This window comes from Pseudomonadales bacterium, from assembly GCA_024234435.1.
Lineage (GTDB): Bacteria > Pseudomonadota > Gammaproteobacteria > Pseudomonadales > Porticoccaceae > JACKOF01.
In genome coordinates this window covers 85780-98959 of sequence record JACKOF010000001.1, presented here as the reverse complement: position 1 = coordinate 98959, position 13180 = coordinate 85780, and the positions used below count along the sequence as shown (strand labels likewise).

Here is a 13180-nt window from a genome sequence, read left to right as displayed (position 1 = left end):
ATATCTCCCCCTACGCACCCAGTGCCAGGTTAATCCAGTCAACAGAAAAAGCCTTAATGCCGGCTCGTTCCTCATTGGCGCCATACCAAACTGCAAATCCAACTCCCGTGGATTTGCCCACCATTAAGGGAGCGATATTCTTGCCCACTCCCAGCTGTCGCGTCAGCACCAGGTGCCAGCTTCCATCCTGCTTTACAGCCTCTGCAGCAGCCACAATTGAAGGTCCGTCGTCGGATAGTCCAATACCTTTTGACAGAATCGATGAAAGAGAAGAACTGTTGGCTGTCCAGCGTAAAATGTGGATCGGCTTGTCTGGCATCCCCATTAAAGCCAGAGGAGGTGGCTCTCCAATCGGCATAGCCACTGCAAGTGCATCGGGGAAATCCACGCCATCGGGACTGACGCCCTTCCAGCTTATTTTCAGAGCAAGTGTTTTTCCGTCGTGAACACTGCCGACAGATAACGAATCCACTTTCCCGTAAGGCTTGTCATGCCATGACTGCCTGATATATTCCGTTGGCTGCATACCCAGCGGTGTTGGTGTCATCCGGACTTGTACTGCATCAACCCCCTTCCAGACATCAGCTACCGGTGACAAATAACTGCTGACGTTCTTTACACGACGACTGTCCATTTTTTACCCCTTTTTTTGCTTTCTAGACAAATAGGGCCAACGGCAATACTTCAACTGTCTGCTCTATTTTTTTCCCATTGATTACCTGTAAAAATGACTACTTTCATAGCAGCTTGACGGGGCACGTTATTCGACAAAAAAGAGAAAAGACCCTCGCACTGAACCAGACAATGACCCAACAGCTACTATCAACTTATCGTTTTGTGTGCATATCTATGTACGCTTTGTAAACCACCATACGCCTGCCCCCGACGAATTCTCTTGATGAAGGTCAACGGCATTACTCTTCAGCAAGCTGCCCTGATTAGATTCTTTTCCTGATCTAATCCAATTTGTCGCAACCCCACACTTGCACAGTCGCCTGGCATCACCGCCCGTACACCACCAATCCATTTTTAACCCACAACCATCATGACGCTTTGGCAAACGAAGGCCTGCCTGCAGGAAATTCTGCCGTTTTAAGGCGAACGTGACCGAGCACGGCACAGCCAAGTGCCGCGGTGTATTGCGGAAGGTCGCCCTCGGGCACATTGACGTGGACATCAATTTCACCGGCGATGGCTTCAACCATTCTGCCCCAGCGGAGAATTCCACCCACCAGGGTCACCTCGTTCTCAATTTTCACGCGCCTGAGAAGCTGTACCGAGCGCCCTGTCAACGACAATCCGGCACCCAACATAATGTTTTCTGGCGGGACACTTTCACTGAGATGGTTGATAACCTCTGACTCGGCAAACACCGTACAGACTCCCGAAATAGACGCTGCGTCGGAGGCATCCTTTAACAGACCATCAATGTCCTTGGTGTCAAAACCCATATAACGGACTGTCTTCTCCAGGAAAGTACCTGTCCCGGAAGCACACTTATCATTGAGCCGAAATGTCTTCACCTTCTTGTGTTCATCAATCCTGCTGGCCTTCACTGTCTGTCCGCCAATATCAAGAATGGTTCTGGTGCCGGGGAAGAGGAAACTGGCTCCCCGTGCTGCAGCCGTCACATCGGTCACTTGTGTATCTCTGACCGCAAACTGGTGTCGCCCAAATCCCGTCGTAATGCAGTACGCAATATCACCCTGATTGAGCCCCGCCTTATTGATGACATCGTTCATCACATTTTGGGTTGATGCCTCCAGCTCTATACCACTAGGGCTCATCGACTTCGACACGATATTGCCGCAGTGATCGAGTATTAAACCCTTTGTATACGTTGAGCCAATATCCAATCCAATTGTGTACGTCATGAATGCACTCCCTCCAACACTTTCGATTCACCATAAACGGCTTCATCCATAGCAAATAATGCAGCCCCGAGAGCACCCATATAATGACTGTCCTCACTGACATTCAGCTTGCACTCCAGCAGTTCTTCCAAGGCCTTGATCATGCCCGTATTTTTGGCAACACCGCCGGTAAAAGTAATTTCACCAGCAATCCCGACCCGGCGCAGCAAGCCAAAAGAGCGAAAAGCGATAGATTTGTGTACGCCCCAAAGCACATCCTCAATGGACTTCCCTTTGGCGCGCCAGGACAACACCTCCGCTTCTGCAAAAACAGTACAAGTAGTGCTTATTTTTACTGGCTTACTGGATTTCAGTGCTGTCTCACCCAATTCATCCAGCGGCAAACCAAGGGCCTTTGCTGCGGCACCAAGAAAACGACCGGTGCCTGCAGCACATTTATCGTTCATGCAGAAATCTATAATTTCACCGCCTTCATCAACTCGTATGGCCTTACTGTCTTGCCCGCCCATATCGATGACGGTCCCCGTGCCAGGAAACATATGCGACGCGCCCCGACCATGGCAGCTGATCTCGGTAACTTGCTTGTCACCAAATGAAACCTTGTATCTGCCATACCCGGTTCCGATCACAAAAGCGACGTCGTCCTCGCTGATATGGCCGTCACGAAGTGAACTGTTGAACGCGTTTTGAGCTGCTTTCATGACATTTGCGCCGGTGTCGGTCAACGCACGGGCAACAATTTTCCGATGTGAATCAATAATCACTGCCTTGGTCTGTGTTGATCCAACATCAACACCCGCTGTATAAATCATAAATGCCTCCTATTCGGAATCAGTCGAACATCACGTTTTCGACAAAGGTTTCAAGCTGGATGGAAATGTCATCAAACGTTGTCTGGTTTTCTTCAAATTCACTGATGAAATAGGGGACACCCTTTTCATCCAGCTCCTTCCCGTAAGCGACCTGTTCATCAAGCCCCGGTTCACACATTTTCGCTGAAGCCAGAATGACGGCCTCGGCGTTGCCATTTTTGACGCGCTCCAGCAGCATCTTTTCATTGGGTTTGTCATCGTCATGCTGAACAGCACTGTAGGACGAGTGAAAGAGGTAGGCATCGGCAAGGTTCTGTAATGGATCGCCGGATGTCTCGACGTCGTCAAGCAAATAGCGAAGCCCTATGAACAGATCGTCATCAACCACGTAGCAAGACCGTGATACAGCCTGCAGGAAATCAAACGGCGGCGTTTCGCAAAAACCACCCTCAAGCACAACCCTCATTTTCTCGCGCTGTTGCGCCTCTCTTTCGCGAATCATGGGCAGAATAAGCTCAGCCAGATCTATCCACTCCTCTCGAAGCAGGAATCCGGCTGACGCGATCAACGCCATCGATTCGTCAGCAGACAGCTTCCACGGCTCGGCGCGCCGAATTTCATAAATTTGATACATCAGCTTTCGAGAATAGTTATAGAGCTCGATCGACTTTCTCAGCGATTCATCACTGATAGGCTGCCCGGTTACTTCTTCAATATCGTTGGCTAGACGCCGGTACTCATGCCTTAAAAAGGCGGGTGCGGCAGCGGAACCCGGGTTCTGAGGCAAATGGAGGATTTGTGACTTATAGGGGAAGTTTCGGCCCCAGATACCCGCCAGATTCCTGGCCCCGTCGCAAATGGGCAAGCCGACAAAAAGGTCTAGCTCGATGTTTTTGTCCAGAGCCAGTCCCAGCGATGTTTTCAGGATGGAGCACAGGTAGGAGCCAAAGTGCTGGGAAACGGCGACTCCGTCGGTTTGACTGCCACAAATCCTGACCGGCAGCATACCGGCAGCATGAGCTATTTCTTCAGGGAAATAGACCTGAAAATGCCCCAAGACCTTGCCGCCGCCTTCGCGCCATTCCTTTACTGTCGGGTATTCCGCATCCTCGACCAGATCGCGAAGACTGATGAACATTTCGTCCAGATTTTTACCGACCAATTCTTCCGTCAGGGAGCTGACAAAGCGATCACTGTTATTCATACTGCTTGCTCCTTTTGCTGGCGAGAAATCAAGCCTTCGAAGAAGGCGTCAACACGGTTCTTCAGCTGTGCCTTGGAGACTGCACGAGGGTCAACCAGCTCCGACTCAATCAGCAGTATTGGCAAGCCCTTTTCCCCGGTGGAGCAGAAACGCCGGTCAGCCAGACTGGAGGAAGCGGTTCTACAGCTTTTCACACCGTGATAGACGACGCCATCAAGGTTGAATCTCGAATTCCTTTTTTCAATTTCCGGCATGTCGAAAATCACGCCGCCCTGCACTTCGCGAACCTGGCGAACAGTGCCTTCGGCAAAACTTTCAATCGGATTATTCAAGTCAAACTCAAAGGGTCTGGACATGCCACCAGAAGCCCAGGTTAAATAACCGGAGGCCACAAATACGCCACCCCACTTTGAGAACATTTCGTCAAATTCACGAATGATGGGATAGCAGGGAACACCCCTGAGTCCCAGCCGGAATTTCTGTTCAAGGGGTACAAGCTTTCCATCCACACGGGTCATGGCGCCGATGCCATGCTCTACCCGATAGCTCATTTCTTCATAGAGCTCTTTGAAGTATTGAGCGCCTTCAGCGGAACCTCTGTAGCAATTAGCCATCCCGAGGTAAGCTAACCCATCCGTCAAATGGTTAAATACCGCCGGTGTGTTGGCATTCAGATCCAATACTTTTTTGTAATAGAGGTTCATGGTATTGGAGTGCGCGAGAAACTCGCGAAATTTATCGATATCGAATTTTTTCCCGGTTATCTGTTCGCACCGGGCAATGAGTTCTTTGATCTGTCCAGCGACATAGTCAACTTCAAACTGGTAGTCGATATCCTGCGGCATACTTTTGCAGCCATTGGCTCGCTCTGAAGGCACATCAACCGTTATCGTCGGCGCATCAAAAATTCGCTCCCAGGCTTCCACCCACTTGAAATAGGTATTACAGGCATTGGTGGCAATGGAAAGGCAGGCTTGCGGAATCCGGCCCATAGGGTGGTTCCCACCACTCAGATGCAGCGCCACATCAGATTTAACATAGCCGCACACATCGGGGGAATATCCGTAGTCCTCCGACTTTTTGAGCAACTCCTCCGACATCCCCCGAACGGCCAACTGCAAGGAAGTCACTTCGGGAAATACAATGGGCAAGTCAAATGTACGCAACACCTCGCTCATGCTTCCCATCACGAACACATAAGCCGCCTTTTTATCCTCTCGAGCAGCCTTGTCCAGCGAGGAAAACCATTCTCTGGTAAGCCTTGCCGCCTCCCGCTGACCTCGACCAACTATCCCTTGATCAAAATCTGACTGAACATCCCGTGCTCTCTCTTTAACACCGACATCACTCACTTTTTTACCCTCTCGCTAAACCCTGTTAACTGGCTACTTTTCAAGCTTAAATTGCTGAACCGCAATCTTCCCGCTGCATGGCTAATCGCCAATGACTGTGAATCCCTTACCTTTTTTTCCGGACGCAGCCCCTTCAATCTGACCCGTAACTGCTTCGAGACGCCGAACACAGTCCCCCAGAGACGACATATCGCTGTCTCCCTGGGCAATTCCGTCAAAAATAAGCGATACAATACTTTCCGCCGCAACACCGATATTGACGTCCTTGTTGTTATACAAATAACCTGATACCAAGTGATCTATCCCTCCAAAGACCAGATCACGAAGATACTTGACCGGAATATTTGCGCGCAGCTCCCCCTGCTTTATTCCCTCTTCGCAAACTTCCACCAATACATTGGTATATTTTCGATTCAACTCATAAATAGCGCTGCCGAAATAGTCGTTACTGTGCCGGACCTCGAAGTACATTAAGCGAGCCAGCGCTGCGTCATCCTTTAACGACTTCAGGTGGCGCCAGATAATGTAGTAAACCTTCCTGCGCGAGCCACTAATTGCTTCCAATTGCTCCTCAAACTCATGAAGAATGGCGCTGTACCAGTTTTCCAGCACCTTGATCAACAAATCCTTTTTACTTTCGAAATAAGTGTAGAGGGTTCCTTCAGCCACTCCCGCACACACCGCTATTTCCGCCATGGATGCCTCAAAGCCTCTTTCACAGAAAACAATCCGTGCGGCGGATTCAATTTCCTTTCTTCTTAATTCACGATCCACCCTGGGTCGCCGTACCGGCAGTTGTTCGTTTTTCACATCAATAACCTTAAAAATTGATTGAAGTCATCAAATAAATACTTTCAAGCTCTAATATGAGCGCTGCTCAGTTTCAGATTAGACACACCACGCTACTTTCGTCAACTTCAAAAAACTGAAACCCAGCTTACCACCCAAAAAACTGAAATATTCTTGATATATATCATCTAAATTACTCAAATCCTGATATAAAAATTTCTAGCATTAATAGAATAACGATATAAATAGTGAGTGAGTGAAACTCAATTTATGTAAGTAATTGCAAGAGAAGCTGGTCGAAAGAACGAACTAACAGGCAATATTCAGGAAGCAGTGCAACAACAGACTGTAAAATTCACTTAAGATTATTAGCGACAAACAGCGGAGAAAAACATGCCTTCAATCAGCGATTTTATGACCGATAACCATCGCCACTGCGACAACATGTTTGCAGCTGCAGAGCAGGCGGCCAACCAGGAACACTGGGAAGAGGCAAAGAGAGCAACCAAAGAATTTCTCAACGAGATGGAGCTCCACTTCCTCATGGAGGAAAACGTCCTTTTTCCCGCACTTGAGGAAAAAACCGGTATGACTATGGGCCCAACCCAGGTTATGAGGCTGGAGCATGGCCAAATGAGAGAGCTGTTCGAGCAAATGCAGCAAGCGCTTGACTCAAAATCAAAAGATGACTTTCTCGGGGCCAGCGAGACCTTATTGATCACCATGCAACAACACAACATGAAAGAAGAGGGCATCGTCTACCCCATGAGCGACGAGCAGTTTTCCGAAAAATCAGCCGACGTACTCGAGCAAATGAAGCGTGCCTCCTGACCACACACACAAAAACCGCGCGCTCTTTCTGGACGCGCGCAAGATGGAACCCCCTGAACCCTTCATCAGAGCGGTTGAAATACTGGCAGCACTGAATCCGGGCGATTACCTGCACTTCCTGCACACACATACGCCCTTCATGCTCTTCCCGGAGCTTGAGGCTCTCGGCATGATCGAAGAGACAGTTCAGAACCATAGCGGCCTTATCCATGTTTTTGTGTGGCGAGAAAACGACAGCGCCGCACAACAGGCGGCACGGCATGACATCGCCGCAATATTGAAAGGCGACAATCACAAATGAAACTGACAGGACTTTCATTACAGCAGGCCCCCCCGATTTCATCGCCCTTTCGTTTTTTCCTGTCAGCACCCCTGTTCGGAATCGCCTCAGCGATAATAATGCTCTGGACTGGAGAAAACATATTCAACTCACGCTGGACACCAGAAACGCTCGCGCTCACACACTGCATGCTGCTGGGCTTTGTGACAACCACCATGCTCGGAGCACAAATGCAAATGCTGCCAGTATTGGCGGGCGCCACCATCAACCGGCCAAAACAAACCGGGTGGATCACTTACACTCTCTGGACGCTGGGCGTAACCCTTCTGATAGCAGCCTTTCTCTTCGGGCTGCCTCTGCTTTTTCAGGCGGCCGCACTGATACTCGCAACTGCCACCGTCTTTTTTGCAGCGGCAACAGGACTGGCACTACTGAGATCCACTTCGAAAATCCCGTCGATCCTCGGAATGAAGCTGGCGCTGACAGCGCTACTGATTACTGTCACTTGGGGCGTCATCTTGGCGCTGGGTCATACTGGATATACCCCCCTAAAAAGACCTTTTGGCACAGACATTCACGCAACATGGGGGATTCTCGGATGGATTACCTTGCTGATGATCGTCGTTGCCTATCAGGTGGTCCCACTCTTCCAGATCACCAACACCTACCCAAAACCAGTAACCCGCTGGCTTGCCCCTGTATTTTTTACACTGATAATACTGCGAATGGGCGTCTACTTATGGCATCAGGAACTCACTGCAAACCACCCACTTTTTGCTTCAAATGCCTTGCTCGTCATCGACCTGCTAATATCTTCAGCCCTGACCATCTTCGCCTCGGTCACTTTGTACCTCCAGCACCATCGGCGCAGAAATATCGGCGAAAGCCATCAGCGATTCTGGCGCATCGCCTGTATCGGTTTACTGGCAACCCTGGCCTGCTGGTGGACTTCATCACTCGCCAGAGACCCCCTAGCGGCGGAACAGGTAAGGTTTTTTTGCGCCATCTTATACACAACAACGTTTGTAACCCCGGTTATCGTCGGCATGTTATACAAAATCACTGCTTTTTTGCTGTGGTTTCACTTACAGGCAATCAACACACAACGCACCATAGCCGGCGAAACCGCAATATCCGTTCCCCACATGAAAGGGTTCATCCCCGAACAAAGAACAAAAACACAACTTTACCTCCTTGTTACAGCCCAATTATTCACCCTGTCCATCCCCGCCTCCCCTGAGATACTAACCACGGCAGCGGGGGCAGCCTGGCTGGCACACTTCTCCGTGATGGCGTTCAACCTCTTCAGCGCCAGCCTGAAATACCGGCGGCTATCAAATTCAGATTCCCGCCAAGACACCCAGAGCGAATAACTACCAACCGAAGCAATCGCCCTTTTGCTACAGGAAAAACCCACACACATCGGATATTGAATCGTTGCCGGGACCAAAAACTGAGCCTAACTCATAAAAACATCATCACCCCTGAGTTACTGCACCTATTCCAGAAAAAAACACTCTATTTTGTTGATCAAAATCAACAAAAAAACACAAAACAAGCAGTTTCACCAAATTTATCTCTGTGCTTGTTGCCCAATTTGCAACAAAAGGATTATCTTTAAAATGAGTTGGACTCATATCTAGGCGAGGTCAGTTCTGTGAACAGGCTAGCGCCACAGAAAGTCAACGGCGGAAAGCGACGATGATTAGCACCTCAATACCACAGCTCCACGGAGGTAACCATGGCTGAAACAAAGATACCGCTCAACGAGCTGAGCCTGTCTTTCGGCTGCGGCGCACCCTGCTCAAGCCCTTGCAGCAGCAACCCGGCAACCGCCAGAGAAGCTAATTCAGATAGAAACAATGCGCTGCAAGCCGAAGGCTGGATCGCCAGAAGCACTATCGACGAGCCCAGGCTCTCGGAAATAGCCAACACTTATCGTGACATCGGCTACGAAGTAAAGATTGTCTACTCGGACACAGACGCTCTCGACGAGGACTGCACCCTCTGTTTCGATGGCCTTACCGCAAGTAACAGACGCTGGGGAACTGTTCATGTTCGTAAAAGTTGAGCGAAAACATCGTTGATGTCAGCCGCTGTGAGCCGACCGACAATCGAGAGATTAACGACAACGAATCAAGAGGAAGAAGACATGGCTTTAATGATTACTGATGATTGCACCGGTTGCGACGCCTGTATAGATGTCTGCCCTAACGAGGCTATTACTGAGGGCGATATTTACAAAATTGACCCGATGAAGTGTTCAGAATGCATAGGCGCGAAAGAAGAACCCCAATGCATACTGGAGTGTCTCGCCGACTGCATTATTCCGGACCCCGAATGGCGAGAATCGGAAGAGGAATTACAGGAAAAATATAATTCTCTCCACTAAAACAGGCCACCAATAAAAGTTGAGGAGCTTTTGACAACCATATCGAACAAAAGCAGCCCAACAAAGGTATTCTTCTTATGACAGAAACTTTCGTTAATTCAGTGTCTGTTGCCGTCGCAGGGAGCGGCGGTGCAGGTGCATTAACTGTCGGCAACCTGCTATTCAATGCAGCGGCAAAACTAGGCTGGTTTGGCACATTTACACGAACTTTGGGCCCTCAAATCCGTGGCGGGGAATCCGCTGCAATGGTGCGATTAACGGCAGAGCCATCTTCCAGTCCGGATGATTACTTTAAAGTTTTTCTTGCTATCGACTGGCTGAACATTGAGCGCTTTGCATCCGAAATCCCCCTGACAACAGACAGCTGGATAATTTGTGACAGCCATGCGGGTGATGTACCAGACGTTATGGCGCAGTCGGGCGCACAGATTCTACAACTACCTATTGCCAGCTCCGCCACTGAAACAAAAAATGGTCGGCCCAACATGGTTGCGCTCGGTATCCTGGCAAGCTTGATCTCACTTCCTGAAGCAACACTATCAAGAACAATAACAGAGAAGCTGAGAAAAAAGGGACCGGAGACCATTGAAAGCTGCCTGCAAGCTGTTGAAGCTGGACGGACACTTGCCCGCAAACTTCCCACAATTACCAGAGCCGAATTTCCGCAACCGGCACAGGGCGAGCGACTGGTTATTTCGGGAAACGAAGCCACCGGATGGGGGGCAATGAAAGGCGGCATTCGCTTCGTCGCCGCCTACCCAATAACCCCTGCCACTGAAGTTTTAGAATGGATGTCACCTGCGCTACCCAAGCTGGGAGGATCATTAATACAGGTTGAGGATGAACTGGCCTCGATCAACATGGCGATTGGCGGCTCCTTCGGGGGAGTGCCCTCCATGACAGCGACTTCTGGCCCTGGCCTGGCGCTGATGACAGAGAGCCTAGGACTCGCTGTGGCCGCTGAAGTGCCCGTCGTCGTCGTGGATGTTATGCGCGGTGGCCCCTCCACCGGATTGCCTACAAAATCGGAACAAAGCGACCTGAATATAGCCGTTTACGGACTGCACGGCGATGCGCCACATCTGGTACTGGCACCAACGTCAGTCGACGACTGCCTTTTAACCACACAGTGGTCTGTCCATCTGGCAGAGTCCTTGCAAACCGCAGCTATCGTACTGTCTGATCAATTTATGGGCCAGTCCAAAGCCGCAATACACCGCCCTACAGATATTAGCTTTAACACCCAGCGACTGGTATTGAACAACTCCGGGGAGCCGTGCGACTACAAACGCTACGCCATAACGGATAGCGGCGTTTCTGCAATGGCCATACCCGGCACCCCCGGCGGCCAATACACCGCAGATGGCCTGGAGCACAGTCCAGTCGGAACACCTTCGACCAAAAACGAACACCACGCAGAACAGATGGACAAACGTCTGCGAAAACTCACCAGTTTCGACTATGGCAACTATTGGGCTGATATAGAGGGCGAAGGTGATACAGCAATCATTACCTGGGGATCTACGACTGGCGCTGCACGCGAAGCTGCCTGTCGTTTACGACAAGAGGGGATCAAAGTCCGGCTGATTGCGGTACGTCTGATACTGCCAGCTCAGCCGGAAAAAATGGCTGAAATACTGCGAGGCGTGGAAAGGATCACAGTCGTTGAGCAAACCCACTCCGGTCAATTTTTCAGCTTCCTCAAAGCCCACTACGAACTACCTGGTGAAATAAACAGCCTGCGCCGGGCAGGCCCCATTACTATTCGCCCGGGCGAAATTGTCAACAAGATCAAAGCGTGGACTCAATAATGGATACTTCTATCGCCTGTCAAGTTGCTCGCGAAGCTTCCGATTACAAATCCGATATCAAACCCGTATGGTGCTCCGGTTGTGGCGACTATTCTGTTTTGCTGGCATTAACCAAAGCCATGGCAAGCCTGTCACTACCACCCGAGAATGTTGCTGTCGTCTCGGGGATTGGATGCTCCTCACGTATCCCCGCCTATACCTCGACCTATGGATTTCATGGCGTTCACGGTCGCGCGTTGGCAACCGCAACTGGCTTAAAGGCTGCACGACCCGAATTGACTGTTATCTGCACAGGTGGGGATGGTGACGGCTTTTCCATTGGCGGCAACCACTTTGTGCATGCCTGCCGTCGGAACATGGATATCACCTATGTCGTCATGGACAATCAGGTGTACGGCATGACCAAAGGACAATCTTCACCAACCACCGACCCTTCACGAGATAGCGCGCTAACACCCGGCGGAACAGGTGTCAGCCCTTTTTATCCTCTGGTCATTGCGCTCGCATCAGGCGCAAACTTTCTGGCGCGCACGTTCGCTGGAGACCCGAAAGGTACAGCGGCAATTATTGAAGAAGCTATCACCTACCCTGGGTTTGCTTTTGTTCAGATATTGAGCCCATGTGTCACCTATCGTCCAGATCAGAAAGAGTGGCGCAATATGGTGCGGAAGGTTTCTGTTGAACCTACATCTGATCTGGGTGTAGCAGCGAAACGGCTGATGCTGGATGACGGGTTTAATACTGGCATATTGTATAAGGGAAAACGCAAAGCCTTTAAGTTAACCCAGAATAACGAAATGACTGGCGAATACGACTTTACCAGTCAATTTGAAATATAGTTCTGATTTACATTTTCGAGTTGATGCCAGACCAAGACATGCCTGCGAATTCAGGCTGAACATGTGACAAGCCAGAGCTGTTTTCAACCGACCGCCGAAACGCGCCCCTCAAAGGGCGCGGTATGAAATACTTAGTGAGCTGTCTCGACAGAAGACTCACCCGCTTTCTCCTGCTCGGCCTTGGCCTTCGCCTGCATCATCGCCTGAGAAAACAAAACATCAAAATTGATGGGCGGCAAAGCCAGCGCCGGGAATCCACCCTTGACAACGGCATTGTCAATGACTTCCCTGACGTAAGGAAATAGTGTCGCCGGACAGTGAGTATTCAACACCTGTGCCAACTGCTGCCCCTCGATACCGGTTATGGCAAACAGACCTGCCTGCTGAACTTCCACCAGATATATGGTGTCTTCCCCATTCTTTACAGCTACCGTAACAGTGAGTGTGACCTCATACTGATTATCACTGATTTTTTCAGTTTTGGTGGATAAATCCTGATTCACCTTTGGGTTGAGCTTTTCAGTAAAAGCCTTGGCACCCATCGGGGACTCGAACGACAGATCTTTCAAATAGATTTTTTGAAGTGCCAGCTGGGGGCCGGTCTGGTCAACCTGATTCCCTGCCTGCGCATCATTATTTTCTTCAGCCATGCTCCCGCCTCTTTATATATCGCAATTATTTTGATGTAGATAAAGCTATATAAGGACTATCCGATCCACTTCAAGCCCCGCCCTGCAAAAGTTTATCCAATTTGCCACTGCGTTCCATTTCCTGCATATCAGTAAAACCACCAATATGGGTATCTCCTATCCATATTTGAGGAACTGTCCGCCGCTGGCTTTTCCGGATAACCTCCATTCTCAATTCGGGGTTTGCATCCACCAGAATCTCTTTAAAAGTGACGCCCTTGTCGCGAAGAAATTTTTTCGCGGCACGACAGTAACCACAATACCGGCTACTGTATACAGTAACTTCAGCCAATACGAAGCTCTCCTC

At 49.9% G+C, this 13180-nt stretch carries 15 protein-coding genes; 7 read left to right on the top strand and 8 right to left on the bottom strand.

Annotated elements, in window-relative coordinates:
• Window positions 1–10: 10 nt before the first annotated feature.
• The 6 genes from H7A02_00495 to H7A02_00470 all read right to left on the bottom strand — a co-directional run bounded on the left by H7A02_00495 (window position 11) and on the right by H7A02_00470 (window position 6052).
• A complete protein-coding gene (locus tag H7A02_00495) occupies window positions 11–634 on the bottom strand; it encodes a hypothetical protein (GenBank protein MCP5170733.1) in 624 nt (207 codons plus the stop codon).
• Between the two features lie 409 nt (window positions 635–1043).
• Window positions 1044–1874, bottom strand: coding sequence for a hypothetical protein (locus H7A02_00490; GenBank protein ID MCP5170732.1), 831 nt, complete (start codon window positions 1872–1874; stop codon window positions 1044–1046).
• Window positions 1871–2686, bottom strand: coding sequence for a 2-hydroxyglutaryl-CoA dehydratase (locus tag H7A02_00485; GenBank protein ID MCP5170731.1), 816 nt, complete (start codon window positions 2684–2686; stop codon window positions 1871–1873). The genes H7A02_00490 and H7A02_00485 overlap by 4 nt, the downstream gene beginning before the upstream one ends.
• 19 nt (window positions 2687–2705) lie before the next feature.
• A complete protein-coding gene (locus H7A02_00480) occupies window positions 2706–3890 on the bottom strand; it encodes a 2-hydroxyacyl-CoA dehydratase (GenBank protein ID MCP5170730.1) in 1185 nt (394 codons plus the stop codon).
• Entirely contained in the window at window positions 3887–5242 is a 1356-nt protein-coding gene (locus H7A02_00475) for a 2-hydroxyacyl-CoA dehydratase (GenBank protein ID MCP5170729.1), read from the bottom strand. Before H7A02_00475 ends, H7A02_00480 begins: the two co-directional genes overlap by 4 nt.
• Window positions 5243–5323: 81 nt before the next feature.
• Entirely contained in the window at window positions 5324–6052 is a 729-nt protein-coding gene (locus H7A02_00470) for a TetR/AcrR family transcriptional regulator (protein MCP5170728.1), read from the bottom strand.
• Between the two features lie 372 nt (window positions 6053–6424).
• Between H7A02_00470 and H7A02_00465 the strand changes: the two genes are divergently transcribed.
• The 7 genes from H7A02_00465 to H7A02_00435 all read left to right on the top strand — a co-directional run bounded on the left by H7A02_00465 (window position 6425) and on the right by H7A02_00435 (window position 12184).
• A complete protein-coding gene (locus tag H7A02_00465) occupies window positions 6425–6862 on the top strand; it encodes a hemerythrin domain-containing protein (GenBank protein ID MCP5170727.1) in 438 nt (145 codons plus the stop codon).
• A 43-nt stretch (window positions 6863–6905) separates the two neighbouring features.
• Window positions 6906–7163 (top strand): DUF2249 domain-containing protein, encoded by a 258-nt coding sequence (locus tag H7A02_00460; protein ID MCP5170726.1) that lies wholly within the window; start codon window positions 6906–6908, stop codon window positions 7161–7163.
• Window positions 7160–8515: a hypothetical protein gene (locus H7A02_00455; protein MCP5170725.1), complete on the top strand. Its 1356-nt coding sequence runs from the start codon at window positions 7160–7162 to the stop codon at window positions 8513–8515. Before H7A02_00460 ends, H7A02_00455 begins: the two co-directional genes overlap by 4 nt.
• Window positions 8516–8883: 368 nt before the next feature.
• Complete coding sequence (locus H7A02_00450; GenBank protein MCP5170724.1) at window positions 8884–9213, top strand: hypothetical protein; 330 nt, start codon at window positions 8884–8886, stop codon at window positions 9211–9213.
• Window positions 9214–9294: 81 nt separating this feature from the next.
• Window positions 9295–9534 (top strand): YfhL family 4Fe-4S dicluster ferredoxin, encoded by a 240-nt coding sequence (locus H7A02_00445; GenBank protein ID MCP5170723.1) that lies wholly within the window; start codon window positions 9295–9297, stop codon window positions 9532–9534.
• 77 nt (window positions 9535–9611) lie between these two features.
• Window positions 9612–11345, top strand: coding sequence for a 2-oxoacid:acceptor oxidoreductase subunit alpha (locus H7A02_00440; protein ID MCP5170722.1), 1734 nt, complete (start codon window positions 9612–9614; stop codon window positions 11343–11345).
• Entirely contained in the window at window positions 11345–12184 is an 840-nt protein-coding gene (locus H7A02_00435) for a 2-oxoacid:ferredoxin oxidoreductase subunit beta (protein MCP5170721.1), read from the top strand. Before H7A02_00440 ends, H7A02_00435 begins: the two co-directional genes overlap by 1 nt.
• A gap of 131 nt (window positions 12185–12315) precedes the next feature.
• Here H7A02_00435 and secB read toward each other — a convergent pair whose 3' ends face one another.
• Together secB and grxC are read right to left on the bottom strand one after the other, a co-directional pair.
• Window positions 12316–12834, bottom strand: a complete 519-nt coding sequence (gene secB / locus H7A02_00430; protein MCP5170720.1) for a protein-export chaperone SecB — start codon at window positions 12832–12834, stop codon at window positions 12316–12318.
• 70 nt (window positions 12835–12904) lie between these two features.
• A complete protein-coding gene (grxC, locus tag H7A02_00425) occupies window positions 12905–13165 on the bottom strand; it encodes a glutaredoxin 3 (GenBank protein ID MCP5170719.1) in 261 nt (86 codons plus the stop codon).
• Between the last annotated feature and the right edge of the window lie 15 nt (window positions 13166–13180).

Coding starts and splice junctions, on each gene's coding strand:
- H7A02_00495 (MCP5170733.1), bottom strand. CDS start 634: ATGGACAGTCGTCGTGTAAAGAACGTCAGCAGTTATTTGTCACCGGTA.
- H7A02_00490 (MCP5170732.1), bottom strand. CDS start 1,874: ATGACGTACACAATTGGATTGGATATTGGCTCAACGTATACAAAGGGT.
- H7A02_00485 (MCP5170731.1), bottom strand. CDS start 2,686: ATGATTTATACAGCGGGTGTTGATGTTGGATCAACACAGACCAAGGCA.
- H7A02_00480 (MCP5170730.1), bottom strand. CDS start 3,890: ATGAATAACAGTGATCGCTTTGTCAGCTCCCTGACGGAAGAATTGGTC.
- H7A02_00465 (MCP5170727.1), top strand. CDS start 6,425: ATGCCTTCAATCAGCGATTTTATGACCGATAACCATCGCCACTGCGAC.
- H7A02_00460 (MCP5170726.1), top strand. CDS start 6,906: ATGGAACCCCCTGAACCCTTCATCAGAGCGGTTGAAATACTGGCAGCA.
- H7A02_00455 (MCP5170725.1), top strand. CDS start 7,160: ATGAAACTGACAGGACTTTCATTACAGCAGGCCCCCCCGATTTCATCG.
- H7A02_00450 (MCP5170724.1), top strand. CDS start 8,884: ATGGCTGAAACAAAGATACCGCTCAACGAGCTGAGCCTGTCTTTCGGC.
- H7A02_00445 (MCP5170723.1), top strand. CDS start 9,295: ATGGCTTTAATGATTACTGATGATTGCACCGGTTGCGACGCCTGTATA.
- H7A02_00440 (MCP5170722.1), top strand. CDS start 9,612: ATGACAGAAACTTTCGTTAATTCAGTGTCTGTTGCCGTCGCAGGGAGC.
- H7A02_00435 (MCP5170721.1), top strand. CDS start 11,345: ATGGATACTTCTATCGCCTGTCAAGTTGCTCGCGAAGCTTCCGATTAC.
- secB (MCP5170720.1), bottom strand. CDS start 12,834: ATGGCTGAAGAAAATAATGATGCGCAGGCAGGGAATCAGGTTGACCAG.